Genomic DNA, 19,576 nt, shown 5'->3' on the forward strand with positions numbered 1-19,576 from the left:
TACCCGACACGCGTCACCTTACGTTCACCTCACTTCCGTCCGCTTCAGGGACTCATGCAACTCGAGCCGATGAACTCCACACCTGACACGCGTGATCCCGCATCTGCAACCGCCTCCACACAGGAGCGGGTCGCAGACAATCCCAACAAACGAGGCGGCACGATTGCGCCGGACATGTCACCGGCAGTGGCCTTTTCGACGCTGGCCACGCCAATGGCCGCGCAAGTGGCGCTACGCATCGGCAGCTTGTGCGTGAGCGCGGATGCGGAAAGTCCGCACAAACTGCGTGTCGTGCTGCGGCGCTTGCGTTCGCTGTGGTGGGCTTACGATCCGCTTATCGACAGATCGCGGGCAAGATGGCAGCGGCGTGAATTCAAGGCGCTCGCCGATTCCGCCGGTCAAACGCGTGACTGGGATATCCTGAAACACTTACTGGCGGAAGACGTGTCGACACCGCATGCTTTCGCGGCGCTCATCGAACGTCTCGATCTATTGCGTGGCAATGCACTGTTGCGCAGTCGCGCAACGATTGCAGACGCGAACGCCGAAGCCATGCTGACACAGCGAATCGCGAGCGTGATTCAGCAACTCGACGCGTGCTCGTTCGAGGAACCGCTCGCGATATTCGCCGCGAACCGCGTTGCAACGGCGAAGCGGAGGCTGCGAAAACGTTTGAAGCGTGTGCTGGGAAATCCGGACGCCGGTTACGCCGAACTTCACGACGTTCGCGTCGCGGGAAAGAAAGTTCGCTATCTGCTGGAGTTTTTCGCGCCGCTACTCGATAGCGGCAACGAGATCAGCGTCGCGGAACTGACGCAATTGCAGGACGAGCTAGGCAAGCTCAACGATATTGTTTCGAGCGAAGCGCTGCTGCTGGCGCATGCGGATCGGCTGGGTGAGCCCGGCATGGTAGTCGACGCAATCGCGTATCTCAGGAATCGCAAAGGCCAGCACATGCAGCGTGCGAATGCAGAGTTACGCGCACTCAACGACCGGCTTGCCGTCGAGCGTCCCGGCGCCGGCGTGAACTGACACTGACGATATCGCGATACTAGGTCACTGCCGCCGAAGCCGGACACAATAGCCCTTATCGTTCCTTGCGGCGGCGAAATGCCCACCATCCCGCGAGCCCGGTAAAGCCGGCGACGAGTAACACCATCACCCAGAAGCCGTGGCGGTTTTCAGCGAGCGGAATACCGCCCACATTCATGCCGAAAAAGCCCGCGACGATATTGATCGGCATCGCCAAAACCGTCACCAGCGTGAGCGTAAACAGCGTGCGGTTGTTCTGCTCTTCGAGGCGCGAGATGATCTCCTCCTGCAGCAGCCTGACCCGTTCGATCAGCCCGGCCACATCGGAGAGAACCACGGAAAACTCTTCCGTCGACTCGCGCAGATCCTGCACGTCGTCCGCATGAAGCCAGCGCGGCGGCCGTGCCAGCAGACGGAAGATCGCGCCGGGTTCAGGCGCCAGCATGCGCTGCAAGCGCGTCAGCATACGACGCATCGCGCCCAGATCGATCCGGTTCTGTGTGGGCCGCTGCGACAGGAACCGGTCCTCGATCCGGTCGACGTCGGCGCTGGTTCGCCGGACGATCTGCACCAACAGATCAGCCTGGTCATGCATCAGATGAACCAGCAATTCCGCCGGCGACCTGAATACCTCTCCCTCCCGAACCGACGCACGCAGTCGGTCCACCGAGCGCAGCGGCTTGAGGCGCGCGGTCACGATGATTCGCTGATTCGCGTAAATCCACAGCGTCGCAATCTCGGAGGGAGTGAACTCGAGATTGAACATGACGTCGTTCACGACCGCGCGCAGTGCGCCGTCCGCGTGTTCGATGCGTGTGGAGTGCGAGCCTTCGCGCAATGCGTCGAAAAACGTCTCGGGCAATTCGAGCTGGGCTCTCATCCAACGCTCACTGGCGCTATGTGCGAGATTGAAGTGAAGCCAGAGAAACTCGCTGCCTTCCTTCGCGGGGCCGTGGGCGTCGTGGGCCTGGAGCCATTCGGCGACTTCGTCGGCGTCGATCGAGCGACCGGCGCGATTCGAAGAAAAGAGAAAGCCGCAGACCATGCCGGACGAGTCCGCGCCGTAGGTTTGCAGTAGCAGATCAGATTTCATAGGTCATTCAGCGTTTGCTTCCCGTGCGGGATTGGCCTATCCGGCAATCTGGCGGCCAAAATCAGAACCGTGGCGGTCACCACCCGATTCCAACTTCCGGCGCCGCGCAGATTGAACCGGAATCAAAGGTCCGAGCATATCGCGGCCGATCAAAAGAAGGTTAACCCACTAGTTTTCATGACGTCGGCTTAGCGAATGCTTAAGCTTAGCCAAGCGGATCATTTAATTTGAGTAGTCACAAGAACGTCATATTTCGCCCTTAAGTTGCAGCCCATCGAAGGCGATTGCGTCGCCGTGAGGAGTCTCACCATGAATCTCAAGCAACTTACGCTGGTTGTGTGTGCGCTGTGTGCCAGCGCCGCACACGCCGCCGACATCACGGGTGCCGGCAGCACCTTCGCCGCGCCGATCTATACGAAATGGGCCGACGCCTATCAAAAGGGCGGCGGCGGCAAGGTCAACTATCAGGGCATCGGTTCGTCGGGCGGCATCAAACAGATCATTGCGAAGACCGTGGATTTCGCCGGCTCGGACGCCCCGCTCAAAGACGACGAACTGGCCAAGGACGGCTTGTTCCAGTTCCCGACCGTTGTCGGCGGCGTGGTGCCGGCAATCAACGTGCCGGGTGTGAAGGCCGGCGAACTGGTGCTGTCGGGCGAAGTGCTCGGCGATATCTATCTCGGCAAGATCAAGAAGTGGAACGATCCCGCGATCGTCGCGCTGAACCCGAAGGTCAAGCTGCCGGATACCGATATCGCCGTGGTTCGCCGCGCCGACGGTTCGGGCACCAGCTTCATCTGGACGAACTATCTGTCGAAGGTCAACGCAGACTGGAAGTCGAAGGTCGGTGAAGGTTCCACGGTCAACTGGCCGACGGGCACGGGCGGCAAGGGCAACGACGGCGTCGCAGCCTTCGTGCAGCGTCTGCCGGGCGCGATCGGCTACGTCGAGTGGGCGTACGCGAAGCAGAACCACATGACCTATGCGTCGCTGAAAAATGCAGCGGGTACCGTGGTCGCACCGGCGACCGACACCTTCAAGGCAGCGGCCGCGGGCGCGGACTGGTCAAAGTCGTTCTACCAGATTCTGACGAACGAGCCGGGCAAGAACGCATGGCCGATCGTCGGCGCGACGTTCGTGCTGTTGCACACGGCGCAGGACAAGCCGGCGCAGGGTGCCGAAACGCTGAAGTTTTTCGACTGGGCGTTCAAGAATGGCGGCAAGGCAGCGGATGATCTCGACTACATTTCGCTGCCGGAATCCGTGACAGCCGAAATCCGCACGCAGTGGAAACAGAAAGTGAAGGACGCGTCGGGCAAGCCGGTCGCGCCGTAAGCGTCGGATTCATGGGGCGCGCGTCGCATGCGCGCGCCTTTCTCCATTGCGCGTGTGACCGTGGCTAGCGTCAGGTCGCGACTTTCGACATCACCGCCGTGGTCGGATCGTAACGGTAGCCCTTCTGCGCAAGCTGGTGCGTCATCGTCGCGGCAATCAGTTTTTGCTGCGTCTCCCGCGAGACCAATTCGTGATCCGGTTTGAGCCGCTCCAGTTCGGATGAAAGCCGCCTGACAAGCGCCACCTCGCCGGTGCTGCGTGCGTCGATGAACAAGATCTTCTCGCTTGCCAGTCCGAGCCGCTGCTTGAGGTCTTTTGCATGCGCGACCCACTGCTCGGCTGTCGTGCGAAGCTCGCTCATGGCCTTTGCATGGGCTTTGGCCTGCGTCGACACTTGCCGCTGCAATGCCGCGACCTCCTCCGTATTGTCGTTCTGCTCGGCACGGGCTGCTAGCTGCTGGGCGCGTTGAGCGTGTTGCGCTATAGCCGCGGTTTGCGCGACGACGCGCTGCTCCAACTCCGCGACATGGCGTTCGGCGGCCTCCGCGCGCTCTCTCACGGCGGAGGCATCCTGCGATAGCCGAGCGAGGTTTGCACTCACGAGTGTCTTCGCCTCGGTCACGGCGCTGATCTGCTCGCGCGCCTCGTCCAGTTCATGCGTGACGCGCTGCAACTCGCTGAGTTGCGCCGACGCTTCCTCGGCCCGCACCCGGGCCGCCTCGCGCTCCGCGATCAGCACAGCACGCGCTTGTTTCAACTCAGCTTCCACTGCGACGAACTGCGCGTGGTTCTCGCTTGCCTGCGCTTCAGCAGCCTGTACCTGCAACGAAGCCGCGTTCAACTCTGTCAGCAAGCGTGCTGACTCTTCTTCCTTGGCCTGGTAGGCGCTGTTCAACGCCGCGATCTGCTGTTGGGCTTGGTCGCGTTCCTCAGTGGCTCGCGCTATTTCATCGTGTCTGGCTGAAAGCTCTGCGGCCAACTCCGCTCGAGCCTTGCGTTCTTCTTCTAGCGAAGCCGTCGCGGCTTGCTGTTCGGCAACTTGGGACGCAGCGCGCTGCGCGAGTTCTTCCACGCGTGCTTCGGCTGCCTGCGCGCGCGCTGTTGCGGCGCTCAACTCCTCGGACAATCGCGTCGCTTCTTCCGACTTCGCCTGATGGGCCTCGCGCAAAGCGGCGAACTGTTGTCGCGTTTGATCGTGTTCCTGCGTGACTCGCGTTACATCGTCGTTCCTGGCCGAGACAGCCGCCGTCAACTCTTCGCGTGCTTTGCGCTCTTCTTCCAGCAACGCGTTTGTCGCAGTCAGATTGGCATGATCCGCCGATGCGCGCTGTTCCAGCTCTTCTAAACGCGTCTCTGCTGCTTGAGCGCGTGACGCCGCCGAGCTCGCTTCCTGCGACCATCGCGTCACTTCTTGCGAGCTCGCCTGATACGCGGCTTCCAACGTCGCGACTTGCTGCAGCGCCTGGTCGCGCTCCTGAGTGAGCCGCGTTATTTCGTCGGTCTTGCTGGAGACGTCTGAAGCCAACTCTTGACGTGCCTTGCGCTCCTCTTCCAGCGACGCCTCATAGGCGCTACGCAGCGACGTGATTTCCTCCAGCGCAAGATCGCGCTCCTGGGTGACGCGCGTCATCTCATCGTTCGTGACGGAGACGATCGAAGCTAATTCCTCGCGTGCCCTGCGTTCCTGTTCGATCGATACCTTCGCAGATTCCAACTCCTCGTCTTGCAACGACACACGCCGCGCCAGTTCTTCCGCGCGCGCCTCCGCGGCTTGTGCACGCGACGAAGCCGCGCTCGCCTCCTGCGACCATTGCGTCGCTTCTTGCGACTTCGCCTCATGGGCGTCGCGCAGCGCGGCGATTTGCTGCTGAGCGTGATCGCGCTCCTGCGTGACTCGCGTTACCTCATCGTTCTTGCTCGTCACAACCGCGGCCAACGCTTCGCGCGCCTGGCGTTCTTCTTCAAGCAACGCGCTCGCGGCTTCCAGTTTGGTCTGGTCCTCGGACGCGCGCTGCACGAATTCCTCGATGCGTGCCTCCGCCGCTTCAGCGCGCGAAGTAGCTGCGCTTGCCTCTTGCGCGAATCGCGTCGCCTCCTCTGTCTTCGCCTGACAGGCATCGCTCAATGTTGCGGCCTCGTGCCGCGCCTGATCACGCTCCTGAATGACCTGCGCGACTTCATCGGTTTTGCCGGTCAGCGCCGTGGCCAACTCTTCACGTGCGAGGCGTTCCTCGGCGAGCGAGGCCTTTATGCCTTCCAGTTCGGCGTCGTGTGCGGACGTACGCTGCTCCAGTTCGGCGAGGTAAGTTTCGGCCGCTTCGGCGCGACCGGCGGCGCTCGCTCGTTCCGCTTCGAGGCGTAGAGCAGCGCTTTCCGACGCGCTCAGCGCATCCGTCAGCGCGCTGAGACGGTTGCGCCCCGTTTCCATTTCGTCGATGCTCTTTTGATACTCGGCAAGCGCTTCGTCCCGTTCCGCGAGGGCTGCTTCCAGGTCCTGATTCACCGCGGCGAGACGTTGATTGAACGCCTTTTCCGCATCGTGCTGGGACGCCGTCCAGATCCGATCCGCGGCGCTGATGACCGTTTCGGCGAGGCCCTCCGGCAATCCGGGCTGGACCTGTGCTTGCGGTGTGTCGGCCTGCCGCGCCTCGCGCCAGCGTTGCAAGGCCGCGACTATCGCCACCAGCGAACCGCCGCGAACCTCTTTCCAGATTGTCACTGGCGAAACTCTTTTGCCCTCTTCGACCATGCGATCGGCGATTGCAGCGATCTGTTCGTCGGTGATTGGGTCTGTGTCCGTGGACATATGCGCCTCAAGAATCAATGTAGCGGGGCGAAAGGTTAAATTTTCAATACGTTACTACGTCTGCGGACGTCCGGCGACGTTCGGGATACAAGCTAAATGACAGCTAATGGCACACGGACCGATGATATTAGGGCTCGACGGTCTTCTCGAATGCGCGGAATAGCGGACCATAAGGCCGCTATATCGTCGCGGATCGTTCGCGCAAGAGAGGTATCGGCGATACCGGTAGAGGCGCTTGCCTTGTTAGCCCGCACCGACGTTGCAACAATGCAGCGGCACCGAGTGGGGCGCCATCGGCGTGGAAATGCGAAGCGGCGCCGACATGACACACCTGATACCGAGGCACACGGCAATGCGTATTTCGTTTCTGCATACGATGGATGGGAACCGCCAGGTGTTTGAGCAGGCAGCAAAAACGCTTGGATTGCGGGCCGAAGATCTTCACCATGAAGTGAGGGCGGACCTTCGCGAGGCCGTGGATCAAACGGGGGCGTTTTCCGACGAGTTGCGCGCCCGCACAAGGCAGCGTCTTCTCGCGCTGGCAGCCGATTCCGAGGCTGTCATTCTCACTTGCGGCACGCTCGGGCCCGCGGTGGCCGATATCGCGAGTCCGCCTGTGCCCATCGTCCGGGCGGATGTCGCTTTGGCTGCCGCAGCAGCAGAAGTGGGTGGGAGCATCGTCGTGTTGTGTGCGGCTGAATCGGCTATCGAGTCGACGAGGAAGCTTTTTACGGAGCATGCGAGCAAAAGCGCTGCGTCCGTGGAAGTCGTTCACGTCGGCCACGTTTGGGCGCTGTTCAAAGCGGAGATTCAAGCATGCCTCGCGGCGACGGCGTCATCAGCCGATGCGGCGTATGAGGCAGGCGCGAGCGTTGTCGCATTTGCTCATCCATGGATGGCGGCCGCCGCCGGCTTGGTTCAGAACGGTAGACGGCCGCTCGATAGTCCGAGCGTGGCGCTGCACGCCGCCATACAACGATTTAGCGAACGCTCGGGAGACGCCTCGTGATGCCCGCCTCCACGATAACCGCCTGCGACGACTCACACTTCGAAGCTGTCACGCTTCAAATCGGCTTACCACGGCGATCGTTTATCGCTCTGACCGAAGCGCACGACGCGTAACTCAGCTTCGTCCACGGCGAACACCGGCGCTGTTTGCAGCTGCTGCTCGTGCAAATCGAGAAGTCTCGTGATCGGCGCGCAGTCCGCTGCCGCGATCCGCCAGATTTCCCGGGTCGCGCTACGAGCGGCGGCATCCAGAATACGTTCGGCGTCGAGATAAAGGTCACGCCCCAGCGCGCCGAACCCGGCCTGCTGAAGATACCAGGCCAGGTAAAGCGTCTTCACCAGCTTTGCCAGTAATTCGCCGTTGCCCTTGCCCGCCTGGAATGCGGCCAAAGCGAGATGCCACCGCAACGACTGTTCGCGCACGTATGCCGTAGTATGCGGCAAAAGTTTGGCTTTACCCAGCGGCTTTCTGCGCACCTGATTCCCCGTTGGTCGTTTTTTACGATTCTGAGACATGGATCGATTATTTTGTCGATGCTGCTTTTAATTTCAGCATCGTAATGCATACGACAACGGAAAATCCATTACCGAGACGATTTAACAGAATTTATTAATATTCCGATTGCATAACAGACTTGTGATTAATCGCAAGCGAGGCTATAGGCATATAGCAAGCCTATGTTTCACTTATATTTTTCTTAATCACGCTGAGCGGGTTTCTGCGCTGACCGGGGCGAGGTTGCTATCAAGGCCGGCGGATCGCGAGAGACAACAAAGCGCGCTGCGCAGTATCTGAACTAATGCCTTCCGCGCAAAGGCAACAGGATTATCAAACCGCGATATCGAACGCGGCCGGCGACCCGGATTAATATTGGACGTTACAACGACGCCATCGGCCGTTGCTCGCCCGCGATGATTCAAAGTTTCCGATGAGAAAAATACGAGAATGTCGCGCTCGCTTCGATCGCGCCAATCTAATTGACCGCTCAGGCCACGCGCACGGCTCGAAGCGCGCGCGACGATCCCGCTGACAGCGCCTGAAACTCGCCTGCGGACTTGCGGCTCGCCTCAAATGTTATTATCGGAAACAACATTGCCCCGCCAAGCGCGCATTCAGAGCATCAAGCCCCATGGACACCCATCTCGCCAAATCCGCCGATCCGTCCATCACCGACCTCGGCCGCCGCGTCCGCGCCGCCCGCCAGGCGCAGGACCTGACGCTGGAAACCGCCAGCCGCCTGTGCGGCGTGTCCCGCTCGACGCTCTCGAAGGTCGAAAACGGCCTGATGTCCCCCACTTTCGACGTGCTGCAGAAAATCGTCCTCGGACTGAAGATCGAAATCGGCGAACTGTTCGGTTCCACGCCCAAAGTCAGCGCGAGCGGCCGCCGCGCGCTGACCCGCAAAAACGAAGGCCAGCGCCACGCCTATCGCGGCTACCAGATGGAACTGCTCGCCACCGACCTCGCGCACAAGGCGATGCTGCCGTTTCGTATCCGCATCTCCGCGCACACGCTCGACGCCTTCGACGATTGGGGCCGTCACGAAGGCGAGGAGTTTCTGTATGTGATCAGCGGCAGCGTGTGTCTCTATTCGGAGTTGTATGCGCCGACGCATCTGAATGCCGGCGACAGCCTCTACTTCGACAGCCGCACCGGTCACGCAGCGGTCTCCACGAGTGAGGAAGACGCCGAAGTGTTGTGGATGGCGACCAGCGCCGATATTCCTCAAGCGCCGGCCACCATCGAATCGACGAAGAAGTAAATGCAAGCGCGGCAGCGCGCGTGAGCGCGCTTAGCGCGCCGCCAACGCCCGCTGCGCCAGTTGGGCGATATGCATTGCGTGACGCCCGGTTCCCTGCTCGATCTGTTCACGGCAACTGAAGCCGTTGGTCAATACGATCGTCTCCGCAGCCGCCGCGCGCACCGCCGGAAACAGCGTGTCTTCGCCAATCTTCGTGGAGAGCGTATGGTGCTCCGCGTTGAAGCCGAACGATCCCGCCATGCCGCAGCATCCTGTATCGAGCAGTTTCCATTTCACGCCGAGCTTGTTCAGCAGCGCGGTATCGCCCTGCATGCCGAACAGCGCCTTCTGATGGCAATGTCCGTGCACGATCACGTCCGCGGCGAGCGTTGGCCAATCGAACGGCTGACGCGCGACGAAATCGGAGAACAGAAAAGTTTGCGCCGACAACTTCTTCGCCAATGCATGATCGGGCAGTTGCTTCAGCAGTTCGTCCTTGAACACCGACAAGCAGCCCGGTTCGAGACCGACCAGCGGCACGCCGGCGGCGATATCGTCCGCGAGGTCGTCGAGAATGTGCGTGAGAAGTTCGCGTGCGCGTTCGAGCAGCCCGAAGTCATACAGCGGACGCCCGCAGCACAACCGGTTCTTCGGCAACACGACATGCCAGCCTAATTGCTTTAAGACATCGGCGGCTGCCTGCGCGATCTCGGGCGTGAAGTGATCGTTGAATGTATCGACCCACAGGATCACTTTCTTCACGTCGCCGTGGGCATCACGTGCCGATTGCGGCGAACGTCGCGCGATCTGCCTGTATGTGGCATTCGCGAAACGAGGCAGTTCGCGCGTTTGCGCCACGCCGGCCAGCCACTTACCGAACGAAGACAAACCCGGCGCCGACGTCATGAAGTTCGTCAGACGTGGAAAACGCGCCGCCCACGGCGCCCATTCGCCGATGCGCCCCATGAACAGCGCCTGCCGCGGCCGACGCTTCGTCTCGTAGTAATGCGAAAGAAATTCCGCCTTGTAGGAAGCCATGTCCGTATGCGTCGGGCAATCGGATTTGCAGCCCTTGCACGCGAGGCACGTATCGAGCGCTTCCTTCACTTCGCGGCTTTGCCAGCCGTCGGCGATCACGTCGCCTTGCAGCATTTCCCAGAACAGATGCGCGCGGCCCCGCGTCGAATACTTCTCTTCACGTGTCGCGCGATAACTCGGGCACATCGTGCCGCCTTCGAGCGAGCGGCACTTTCCCATGCCGATGCACCGCTCGATCTCGCGCTGAAAACCGTCGCCTTGCTGGTTCGCAAACGTCAACCTGGTTTGCAACGTGACCGGTTTGTAGGCGGGGCCCATGCGAAGGTTTTCATCGGCGCGATACGCATGCACGACCTTGCCCGGATTCAGACGATTGGCCGGATCCCAGATCGCCTTGAACTGCTCCATCGCCTGCATCAATTCGGGGCCGTACATGATGGGCAGAAACTCGGCCTTGGCCTGGCCGTCGCCGTGCTCGCCCGACAGTGATCCACCGAATTTGACGACGAGTTCAGCCGCTTCGCGCAGAAACTTGCGCCACGTCGCGATGCCTTCCGCACTGCGCAGATCGAAGGTAATGCGCGCGTGCACGCAGCCATCGCCGAAATGGCCATAGAGGCTCGTCTCGTAACCGTAGCGATCCACCAGCGCCTGGAACGCGCGCAGATAATCGCCGAGACGCAGCGGATCGACCGCCGCATCTTCCCAGCCGACAATCGGGTCCGGCGTGCCGGTATCGACCGACAACGCCACCGCCGACGCGCCCGTCTCACGGATCGACCAGACCTTGGCCTGCAACGCCCGGTCTTCGACAAGCATCGCCGACACATTCGGCCCTGCCTGCCCCGAGGCAAAGTAAGCGGCGGCGGCTCGCGCTTTAAGCATCACGTCGGCTTGCGTGTCCGCGCCGAATTCGAGCACGACCCATGCATCGCCTTCAGGCAGCAACGCGATCTCGTCCTGCTTCAAGCCGCGCGCCTGCAAACCGCGAATGATCGCGCGGTCCAGTCCTTCGATAGCGATCGGCCCGCAGCGCATGAAATGCGGCACGGCATCCGCCGCCGTGTAGATATCCGTGAAGCCGACCACGACGATCACGCGCATCGCCGGACTTTTCACGAGGCGCACTTTTGCCTGCAAGGTGAGCGCACACGTTCCTTCGGTGCCGACCAGTGCGCGCGCGACGTTAAAGCCGTTTTCCGGCAGCAGCTGATCGAGATTGAAGCCAGACACGCGCCGCTTGATCCGCGGAAATTTCGCACGAATCTCCTCGGCGTAGGTATCGCGCAACTGCTTCAGCGCGGCGTAGATTTCACCCTGACGGCCGCCCTCGGCGATGATGCGTTCGAGCTCCCGATCGGAGGTTGGACCGACCCAGAAACGCGCGCCGTCGACGGTCGCGACTTCCAGCGCCTCGACGTTTTCGACCGTTTTGCCGGCCATCACCGAATGCGCGCCGCACGAGTTGTTGGCGATCATGCCGCCTAGCGTGCAGCGGCTGTGCGTCGCCGGATCGGATGCGAAGGTGAGGCCGTGCTGTTCGGCGGCATCGCGCAAGGTGTCGCAGACCACGCCGGGTTCGACGATCGCGACGCGCGCCAGTGGATCGACGGACACGACACGGTTCACATACTTGCTCGCGTCCGCGACCACCGCGACGTTGACGCATTGCCCGTTCTGCGACGTGCCGCCGCCGCGCGCGAGAAACGGCACGTCATTGCGGCGGCAGGCGGCGAGCGTGGCCAACAGGTCGTCGACATCCGCGGGCACGACGACGGCGAGCGGCACTTGCCGATAGTTCGACGCATCCGCCGCATACAGCGCTTTTGAACCCTGATCGAAGCGCACTTCGCCGCGCACATGGCTGCGCAAATCCGCTTCGAGCGCCTGCAGAACAGCCGCGGTGCCGGTGAAAGGTGTGGCCACGTGCGGCGCCCGCTTCAGTGCGCTAGTGCCGTTTTCGTGCAATTCGTCGACGCCCGCGCCCTGTTCCTCATCAAATGACGTTCCCACTGCGCTCCCCGTCTCTCGTGCCTGTGCGCTGCCGCTTCGCGCTCAGGCAGCCTGGCTCGCGGTCATCTTGAAGATGCCCTGTGCGTTGCCCGCGTCGAAACGCAGGTCCGTTTCCCAACGACGCGCGTCCTGATCGAAAGTCCGCTTGCGCGTGATGAACTCGTAGAACGAGCCCGGCACTTCGCGCGTCACGACGCTGCCGTCAGCCGCGCGAAACTCGCGCTGCACGAGGTCGGCACGATACGCCGTCTGGAACACGCGTCCCGAACGCGAGCGCTCCACTTCCGGTTTCATCGGACGACCCTTGGCCTTCTCGTCGTCGGACAATTGAAAGACATCCGCGACGCGATCCGTGGCATGGTTGAACGCGTTGCCTTCCGTGGCGATCCACGCCATCTCCGCCGATTCGTTCAACAATACTTCGTAATCGGCTTCGCGTGGCGTGTCGTGCTGGCGCGCAAACGCGCCGACGATCACCGGCAGCAATTCGTGCGCCGCGTCGACCGGCAGCACACCGTCGCGCTCGAGCTCCCATAACTGGCCGATGGCGCGTGGCGTCAACGGATCGCGCGACGCGCCGATCACGTTGGTCACGGCCTGTTGAAACTCGGGCGAGAACCGCTCAGGGTGCAATTCGCTGACGAAGAACTGCGCGATTTCATCGGGCGCGTCGTCATGCGCCCACGCGCGGCCGGTCATGCCGAGTCGGTCGAGCGGATAGCGGCCGTTGACGCTGAAGCCGAGCGGACGAAGAATGCGCGCAAACGCGGCTTCGCCCGTCGGCAGCGCGCCGCTGTGCGGCCAGCGCACCGTGCGCAAGGCGCCATGATCGAAGTAAACGCTGCCGCCCGCCGCGATCGTCTCCTCGGTGTACTGGCGGCCGTTCGCCGAGCGCGCCAGCAGATCCTCGAACAGCGCCATGTTCATCGCCTGCGCGAGCTCGGCGCGCGTGACGATGCCGTCCTCCCATTCGTCCAGAATGCGCGGATGATTCAGCGTCGCGAAGAGCCGTGCGGTTTTTTCGGCGCCGAGCAATTCAGCAGCAGTTGTTCGACATTCGCATTCCTGGTGTTTCGCATAGCGGTTCTCTACGTAGCTCTGATGGGCGCTGATTCACATGTTCGACCCCACGTGCCGAGCCAAACGCAAGGCGCCGGACGGCACGATCGAAGACGTGATTATTCAAATCGCCGGGCTTGCCGTAAAGCGAGATAAAATCGCCACTTGATGCGTTTTTGGAATCAAGGTGCGAAAGTTCAAGATCCCCAACATGGGCGCGCTGCTCGCTTTCGAAGCCGCCGCGCGGCATGAGAGCTTCACGCACGCGGCGCGCGAACTCTTTCTCACCGAGAGCGCGGTGTCGCGACAGATCAACACGCTGGAGAGCAATCTTGGCGTGCGGCTGTTCGTACGCGTCAAACAGCGCGTCGTGCTGACGAAGGCGGGCAAGGTGTATAGCGCGCAGGTGCGGCGCTCGCTGGAGCATCTCGATCGCGACACGCTGTCCATCATCGCGCACGGCAGCGGCGGCGGTTATCTGGAACTGGCGGTTCTGCCGACTTTCGCATCGCAATGGCTGATTCCCCGGCTCGCGGCATTCAATGCGCAGTATCCCGACGTGCGCGTGAACATGGGCGTTCGAACCGGCACGTTCCCGTTCGCCGAGACCCATTTCGAAGCCGCGATTCACTACGGCAAGCCCACGTGGCCGGGCACGTCGGCGGATTTCCTGTTCAGCGAAGAAGTGGTGCCGGTGTGCGCGGCGAGTCTGCTGAAGCGGCCCGTTCAAAGCGCCGCTGATCTGCTGAACTATCCGCTGCTGCATTCCACCACGCGGCCGGACGGCTGGGCGTCATGGTTCGCGAGCGTGGGCGTCGACGACAACCGGGCCATGCAGGGCGTGCGCTACGAACTGCACACCATGCTGATCAGCGCGGCCGCGGCCGGTCTCGGGATTGCACTGGTGCCGCGCTTTTTCGTTGATGCGCACCTCGATCAGCTCGGGCTCGTGGTTCCGGTCGATGCGCCCGCCCTCGCCGACTCCGCGTACTACCTCGTCTATCCGACCGAGTTGAGTCACGGCAAGCCGCTGGCGAATTTTCGCGAGTGGCTGTTGCACGAGGCCGCGGCCTACAGCGCGGTGAATCCTCTGGTCGGCGGCCCTCCCGATTCCGCTTGAGCCCGCGTTACTGCAAGCCTCAAGCGCCGGCTTGTTCCCGCGCTTTGGCCAGTGCGCTTAGATTGCCCTCGCCGAAGCCGTGATGACCTTGACGCTGCACGATCTCGAAGAATATTTCGCCGGCACGGCGCCGCACGAAAGTCTGGAAAAATAGCAGCGGCACGCCGTCCGCGCCGATTTCGCCGTCCACCAGCACGTGGGTGCGCTTGAGCCGTGCGACATCGAGCCCATGACCCGACAGACGCGCGTCGAGCTGATCGTAGTATCTCGGCGGCGGCTCGACGAATTCGACACCGTTCGCAAGCAACTGCTCGACGCAGGCGAAAATATCGTCGGTGGCGAGGGCGATATGCTGCACGCCTTCGCCCGGATGGTCCGGCAAATACTCGTGCATCAGGTTGGTCCGGCTCGTGCCTTCCTCGTACAAGGGCACGCGAATCGCGCCGCACGGCGACACCATCACGCGCGATTCCGCCGATACATGCCAGTTGGCGTGCAACTCGTGAATCTCGCGGAAGTTGAGCAGGTCGCGATAGAAGTCGAGCCACTCCTGCATCCGGCCTTCACCGACCGTTTGCGTCAGATGGTCCACCGCGACGAGGCCGTGGCCCGCATGACTCAAGTCGGCATGCGCCGTGTCGATTTCGATGGGCCGAAAGTCGATGTCGAAGATCGAAATGTCGCCGAGTCCGCCACGCTGGCCGCCGCGCCCGCGCCAACGGTCGACGAAATAGATATGCGAGTCGCCGATGCCCTGAATGGCCGGAATCAGCAACTCGCCCGTGCCGATCTTCTCGCCTTCGAACGCCCATGCGCCGAGTTCGATCGCGCGGTCGAAGGCGCGCTGCGCGTCCGCCACGCGAATGCCGATCGCACAGATGCCCGCGCCGTACTCCTCGGCATAACGCGCGGCGAACGAGTCCGGCTCGGCGTTGATCAGAAACTGCATCTCGCCCTGACGATAGAGCGTGACGTCCTTGCTGATATGCCGCGCAATCGCTTTGAAGCCGAGCTTGGTGAAAGTTTCACCGAGCGCCTGCGGATCGCGCGCGGCGAATTCCACGAATTCGAGGCCGGCAGTGCCGAGCGGGTTATGCTCAGGCGCCGCGACGGCGCGCAGCGCGGCGTCTGGAGTGGGCAAGTCGCTGGGCATGGCAATCTCCTTTACAGTCTTTCGACGCGGTTCGCACTGTTTCTGGTGTCGGTGCAGCCGCCGCCACATCCGCAGTGAGACACTGCATGCGTGGTGTGCCGCAGCATCGTGGCCCGCGACGGCTTTCGCACCGTGTTTGTACACCGGGTAGCAGGGCGTTCGCAACCTTCATTTTGTACCGAATGGTTCACACGACGGCGCCGCCGCACGCCTCGCGCTACCCGACATTCATGATCGCGTACGAAGCGCCCTATTTGCGGCCCCGCTTCTGCGCCCTCTTTCCTGTTGCCTTATCCGCACTCGACGCCATGCGCTGTTGCGCGACCTCACGCACCGCCTCGATAAACGCCCGCCCTACCGGCGACGGCTGCGTGTCCGAGCGCCGGATCAATCCGACCGGCTCGCCGGTGCCGGCGAAGGGCAATGGCAAACGTACCAGCATGCCGTGCGCCAGTTCGTATTCGACCGCGCTCAGTGGAACGAACCACACCGCGCCGTTCTCCAGCGTCAACGCGCGGCCCGTCGAAACCGACAGCACCTCGATGAACGCCGACAACGGCGGCACACCCCATGCGCTCAACAGACTGTCCGCCGATTGCCGGATCAATGTGCCGAAGGGCGGCAACACAACCGGAAAGTCCTCGAGCGACGTGGCCGGCAACCCCGCGCCCGCCGCCAACGGATGCCCGGCGCGGACCACCGCGATCAACGGCTCGCTGAACAACTGCTCGAAACTAAGCCCGACCATCCGCTCGGGATCGGCCAGCCGACCGATCGCAAATTCGATCGTGCCCGCTTTCAGGCGCTCGAGCAATTCGGGGTTGGCGCCGGTCGCGAGGCGCACGATCACGCGCGGCCACAGCGTGGCGAACTGCTTCAGCACCGGCGGCATCAATGCCGCCGCGACGGTCGGGAGAATGCCGATTTCCAGCGTGGCCGCGGCCGCGCCTTCCGCGCGCGCGAGCAAATCCACACCTTGGCGCAGCGCGCTAACGCAGGCGCTCGCGTGCGGCATGAAAAGCTGCCCCTCGCGGGTCGGCACGGCACCGTGGCGGCCGCGCTCGAACAGCTTCACGCCGAGAATCGCCTCGAGCTCGGCAACGGTCTTGGAGACCGCGGGCTGGGTGATCGAGAGGCTGTCGGCCGCCCGCTGGACGCTGCCGAACTGCGCAACGGCCAGAAAGCATTGGAGGTGACGGAATTTGACGCGGCTGTCCGCGAGACTGCGTTGCATAACGACAGGTTATACGAAACGAGCGAAAACGTCATTTTGCATAACCTCTTAGGTTAGATAAAGTCTTTCCATAACGCCATATCTCACAATTCCTCGAAGGAGACACGGATGGACGATTCCTTTCTCAGCGCGCGTGACTTCACGTCGCATCCCGCTTACGTCTACCCCGGCTATGGTTCGTCGGTCAAACGCGGCCCGACGCGTCCGCTGATTCCGCTGAAGGAAAAGCTGCGCGACCAGCGCGTGCCGGTCTACGGCAGCGACGACCTCGGCGCGCTCGATCACGACCTGACACGTAACGCCGTGCGCAACGGCGAACCGCTTGGCGAACGCATCATCGTGACGGGCCGTGTGCTCGACGAAGGCAACCGCCCGGTGCGCAATACGCTGGTCGAAATCTGGCAAGCCAACGCCGCCGGCCGCTATGTCCACAAGGCCGATCAGCACGACGCGCCGCTCGACCCGAATTTCCTCGGCGCGGGCCGCTGCATCACGGACAACGAAGGTCGCTACCGTTTCCTCACGATCAAGCCGGGCGCGTATCCGTGGGGCAACCATCCGAACGCGTGGCGTCCAAACCATATCCACTTCTCGCTCTTCGGCGACCATTTCGGCTCGCGCCTCGTCACGCAGATGTACTTTCCCGGCGATCCGCTGCTGGCGTTCGACCCGATCTTCCAGGGCACGCCGGAGCACGCCCGTGACCGCCTGATCGCCGATTTCTCGCTGGACACCACGCAAGAGGCCTATGCGCTCGGCTACGACTTCGACATCGTGCTGCGCGGCCGTAACGAAACTCCGATGGAGCGCTAAGCCATGACCACTCTCAAGCAAACGCCTTCGCAAACGGTTGGGCCTTACTTCGCGTACGGTCTATGTCCGCAGCAATACGATTTCGACTTCAAGAGCCTGTTCACGCCGGTTCTGGCTGATCGCGAGGCGGCCGGCGAACACATCACGATCGTCGGCCAGGTGTTCGATGGCGACGGCAAGATCATTGGCGACGCCATGCTCGAAGCCTCCCAGGTGGACGCGGATGGGCACTTCCCGGAGTCGCGTGAGGAAATCCTGAAGACCGGCTTTCGCGGTTTCGCCCGCGTGGGCACCGGAACGGATCCGCACAATCGCTTCATGGTGGAAACGGTGAAACCGGGCCGCGCCAGTCCGGATGAAGCGCCGCACCTGAACGTGATCCTGACCATGCGCGGCATGTTGTTGCACACGTTCACCCGCATCTATTTCGAGGACGAAGCGGCGGCGAACGAGAAAGACCCCGTGCTGGCAGCGGTTCCAGCGGACCGGCGCGATACGCTGATCGCGCGCCGCGAGCCGAATGTGGCGAACGTCTACCGTTTCGACATCCACATGCAAGGCGCTAAGGAAACCGTATTTTTCGATCTTTGATCGCGGTTTTTCTACACTTTCATATAGCTTTCACATACACTGATCACGATCCTTCTAGCGACTGGATCGCGAAACTCCGAGTAGTTGAGCCCGCTTGCGCGGGCTTTTTTTTGGTCTTTTTTTACTTTCTCGTCTGATGAATGGCGCTCACTGTAACGAGCAGCGCAGCCAGCGGCTGATTCTCACCACGTCGGCGATGTGATCGTGCGCGCCCGGCGCACCCAGCACGACGATGTCCACCGGCCTGCCGCGCACCTTCATTCGCACCACGACGCAGTGTCCGGCCTCGTTGATGAAACCGGTTTTCTGCAGCACGATCGACCGGTCGCCGCCTCGCACCAGCGCATTCGAGTTGTGATAACTCAGGCTCGCCCGTCCGCCGCCGGGTAAAACCACCTGATCGCGATCGGTGGAATAAGCGCGAATCAACGGATAACGGCTGGCTGCGGCAACCAGCAACGACAAATCCCGCGCGGTCGAAACGTTCTGCGGCGACAAGCCGGTGCCATTCACGAACGCCGTATGCCGCATGCCGAGCGAGCGCGCCTTCGCATTCATCGCGGCGACGAAGCCCGGGCGGCCGCCCGTGTAATCGCGGCTAAGCGCGGCCGCAGCGCGGTTTTCCGACGACATCAGGGCAATATGCAGCATGTCGTGGCGCGATAACGTCGCACCGACACTCAAACGCGAGCCGGTGAACTTGTCGAAATCCTGGTCCTGAACGGTAACGTTAAGCGGCGCGTTCAACGCATGCTTTGCGTCGAGCGACACGACCGCGGTCATCAGTTTGGATACCGAAGCGATTGGCATGACCCGGTCAGCCTGCTTTTCGGTAAGCACGGTTTGCGTTCGTTCGTCGACGACGTAGACGGATCTGCCGCGAAGCAGCGCACGCGATTTGGGTGTGTAGCCGCAGCGCGCCAGCAGACGAGGGCCCTTATGCGGCATCGACGCACGCGAGGCTGACGCTTGTTGCGTATCGCCCTTTGCCGCCAGGACCGCCGGGCGTCTCACGGCGCGTGGATCCCGCGCATTGCGCGCGGCTTGCCGGCGATGTTTGAGTGTGACTTTGCTGACATGCATCGTCCGCTCGGGGCTCGTCACGTGCTTGCGCTTGTGCGCGACACGACGCCGGGTCTTGCCGGCGGTTGGCTGCCTCGCTTTGCTCAAGCGTGTGGCTTTCGCCTTCGCCGTGTGTTTCGTGGATGGCTCGACATGCCGATTCGCACGCGCGGACGGCTGGCGTGAGGCCGCGTGCTCCGCGCCAAACGACCCGCCGATATTCAGCCACAACAGGCCGAATACCGCGAAACAACGGAGCCAGACAGGGAAACGAAAAGCCGGAAATTCAGATGAAGGAGTTCGACGACAGTACGGCATGCAGCTTCCAGTTCTGTGCCGCATGCGCCCGCATGAATGGGCACGGAATCGGCAACGACCCGCCGATCTTAAGGCAGATCGTACATGCGATCAACGGCAAAGGACCGCAGCGACTCGCTATGCGACAACCGTACGCAAGCAGCAGACGCCACCCTTAGC

General features: G+C 62.2%; 14 protein-coding genes and 1 pseudogene. 7 read left to right on the forward strand and 8 right to left on the reverse strand.

Translation table 11 applies throughout. The annotated features are described in order from the left end of the window. The first annotated feature begins 69 nt into the window (after positions 1-69). Positions 70-1,032 (forward strand): CHAD domain-containing protein, encoded by a 963-nt coding sequence (locus tag B0G81_RS01285; RefSeq protein WP_243856334.1) that lies wholly within the window; start codon positions 70-72, stop codon positions 1,030-1,032. A 55-nt stretch (positions 1,033-1,087) separates the two neighbouring features. Here B0G81_RS01285 and B0G81_RS01290 read toward each other — a convergent pair whose 3' ends face one another. Next, the gene (locus B0G81_RS01290) at positions 1,088-2,125 is read right to left on the reverse strand and encodes a transporter (RefSeq protein ID WP_134132752.1); all 1,038 of its coding nucleotides are present in this window, start codon (positions 2,123-2,125) and stop codon (positions 1,088-1,090) included. Positions 2,126-2,434: 309 nt separating this feature from the next. Between B0G81_RS01290 and pstS the strand changes: the two genes are divergently transcribed. Continuing rightward, complete coding sequence (pstS, locus tag B0G81_RS01295) at positions 2,435-3,460, forward strand: phosphate ABC transporter substrate-binding protein PstS (protein ID WP_106282691.1); 1,026 nt, start codon at positions 2,435-2,437, stop codon at positions 3,458-3,460. 70 nt (positions 3,461-3,530) lie between these two features. Here pstS and B0G81_RS01300 read toward each other — a convergent pair whose 3' ends face one another. Beyond that, a complete protein-coding gene (locus B0G81_RS01300) occupies positions 3,531-6,266 on the reverse strand; it encodes a DNA-binding protein (protein WP_134132755.1) in 2,736 nt (911 codons plus the stop codon). 352 nt (positions 6,267-6,618) lie between these two features. Here B0G81_RS01300 and B0G81_RS01305 point away from each other — a divergent pair, with 352 nt between their 5' ends. Continuing rightward, a complete protein-coding gene (locus B0G81_RS01305) occupies positions 6,619-7,275 on the forward strand; it encodes an arylsulfatase (RefSeq protein ID WP_134132758.1) in 657 nt (218 codons plus the stop codon). 65 nt (positions 7,276-7,340) lie between these two features. Here the strand turns inward: B0G81_RS01305 and B0G81_RS01310 are convergent, their stop codons facing one another. Beyond that, positions 7,341-7,790, reverse strand: a complete 450-nt coding sequence (locus B0G81_RS01310) for a hypothetical protein (protein ID WP_134132760.1) — start codon at positions 7,788-7,790, stop codon at positions 7,341-7,343. Positions 7,791-8,404: 614 nt separating this feature from the next. Here B0G81_RS01310 and B0G81_RS01315 point away from each other — a divergent pair. Further along, on the forward strand, positions 8,405-9,037 hold the full coding sequence (locus B0G81_RS01315; protein WP_106282688.1) for an XRE family transcriptional regulator: 633 nt from the start codon (positions 8,405-8,407) through the stop codon (positions 9,035-9,037). A gap of 30 nt (positions 9,038-9,067) precedes the next feature. On the opposite strand, the gene B0G81_RS01320 is transcribed toward B0G81_RS01315, so the two are convergent. Together B0G81_RS01320 and B0G81_RS01325 are read right to left on the reverse strand one after the other, a co-directional pair. Next, the gene (locus B0G81_RS01320; RefSeq protein WP_134132765.1) at positions 9,068-12,067 is read right to left on the reverse strand and encodes an FAD-binding and (Fe-S)-binding domain-containing protein; all 3,000 of its coding nucleotides are present in this window, start codon (positions 12,065-12,067) and stop codon (positions 9,068-9,070) included. A gap of 42 nt (positions 12,068-12,109) precedes the next feature. Further along, a pseudogene (locus B0G81_RS01325) lies at positions 12,110-13,146 on the reverse strand (DUF1338 domain-containing protein). Between the two features lie 167 nt (positions 13,147-13,313). Between B0G81_RS01325 and B0G81_RS01330 the strand changes: the two are divergent. Further along, positions 13,314-14,246, forward strand: a complete 933-nt coding sequence (locus B0G81_RS01330; RefSeq protein ID WP_208328501.1) for a LysR substrate-binding domain-containing protein — start codon at positions 13,314-13,316, stop codon at positions 14,244-14,246. A gap of 19 nt (positions 14,247-14,265) precedes the next feature. Here B0G81_RS01330 and B0G81_RS01335 read toward each other — a convergent pair whose 3' ends face one another. Both B0G81_RS01335 and pcaQ read right to left on the reverse strand, forming a co-directional pair. Beyond that, on the reverse strand, positions 14,266-15,399 hold the full coding sequence (locus B0G81_RS01335; protein WP_134132768.1) for a VOC family protein: 1,134 nt from the start codon (positions 15,397-15,399) through the stop codon (positions 14,266-14,268). A 250-nt stretch (positions 15,400-15,649) separates the two neighbouring features. Further along, positions 15,650-16,633: a pca operon transcription factor PcaQ gene (pcaQ, locus tag B0G81_RS01340; protein WP_134132773.1), complete on the reverse strand. Its 984-nt coding sequence runs from the start codon at positions 16,631-16,633 to the stop codon at positions 15,650-15,652. Between the two features lie 108 nt (positions 16,634-16,741). On the opposite strand from pcaQ, the gene pcaH reads away from it, so the two are divergent. Further along, the gene (pcaH, locus tag B0G81_RS01345) at positions 16,742-17,446 is read left to right on the forward strand and encodes a protocatechuate 3,4-dioxygenase subunit beta (RefSeq protein WP_106282682.1); all 705 of its coding nucleotides are present in this window, start codon (positions 16,742-16,744) and stop codon (positions 17,444-17,446) included. Between the two features lie 3 nt (positions 17,447-17,449). Next, the gene (pcaG, locus tag B0G81_RS01350) at positions 17,450-18,037 is read left to right on the forward strand and encodes a protocatechuate 3,4-dioxygenase subunit alpha (RefSeq protein ID WP_134132779.1); all 588 of its coding nucleotides are present in this window, start codon (positions 17,450-17,452) and stop codon (positions 18,035-18,037) included. A 147-nt stretch (positions 18,038-18,184) separates the two neighbouring features. Here pcaG and B0G81_RS01355 read toward each other — a convergent pair whose 3' ends face one another. Next, positions 18,185-19,417: a serine hydrolase gene (locus B0G81_RS01355; protein WP_134132782.1), complete on the reverse strand. Its 1,233-nt coding sequence runs from the start codon at positions 19,415-19,417 to the stop codon at positions 18,185-18,187. Positions 19,418-19,576 lie beyond the last annotated feature (159 nt).

The sequence above is a fragment of the Paraburkholderia sp. BL6665CI2N2 genome, assembly GCF_004366535.1.
Classification (GTDB): domain Bacteria; phylum Pseudomonadota; class Gammaproteobacteria; order Burkholderiales; family Burkholderiaceae; genus Paraburkholderia.

Coding starts and splice junctions, on each gene's coding strand:
- B0G81_RS01285 (WP_243856334.1), top strand. CDS start 70: ATGAACTCCACACCTGACACGCGTGATCCCGCATCTGCAACCGCCTCC.
- B0G81_RS01290 (WP_134132752.1), bottom strand. CDS start 2,125: ATGAAATCTGATCTGCTACTGCAAACCTACGGCGCGGACTCGTCCGGC.
- pstS (WP_106282691.1), top strand. CDS start 2,435: ATGAATCTCAAGCAACTTACGCTGGTTGTGTGTGCGCTGTGTGCCAGC.
- B0G81_RS01300 (WP_134132755.1), bottom strand. CDS start 6,266: ATGTCCACGGACACAGACCCAATCACCGACGAACAGATCGCTGCAATC.
- B0G81_RS01305 (WP_134132758.1), top strand. CDS start 6,619: ATGCGTATTTCGTTTCTGCATACGATGGATGGGAACCGCCAGGTGTTT.
- B0G81_RS01310 (WP_134132760.1), bottom strand. CDS start 7,790: ATGTCTCAGAATCGTAAAAAACGACCAACGGGGAATCAGGTGCGCAGA.
- B0G81_RS01315 (WP_106282688.1), top strand. CDS start 8,405: ATGGACACCCATCTCGCCAAATCCGCCGATCCGTCCATCACCGACCTC.
- B0G81_RS01335 (WP_134132768.1), bottom strand. CDS start 15,399: ATGCCCAGCGACTTGCCCACTCCAGACGCCGCGCTGCGCGCCGTCGCG.
- pcaQ (WP_134132773.1), bottom strand. CDS start 16,633: ATGCAACGCAGTCTCGCGGACAGCCGCGTCAAATTCCGTCACCTCCAA.
- pcaH (WP_106282682.1), top strand. CDS start 16,742: ATGGACGATTCCTTTCTCAGCGCGCGTGACTTCACGTCGCATCCCGCT.
- pcaG (WP_134132779.1), top strand. CDS start 17,450: ATGACCACTCTCAAGCAAACGCCTTCGCAAACGGTTGGGCCTTACTTC.
- B0G81_RS01355 (WP_134132782.1), bottom strand. CDS start 19,417: ATGCCGTACTGTCGTCGAACTCCTTCATCTGAATTTCCGGCTTTTCGT.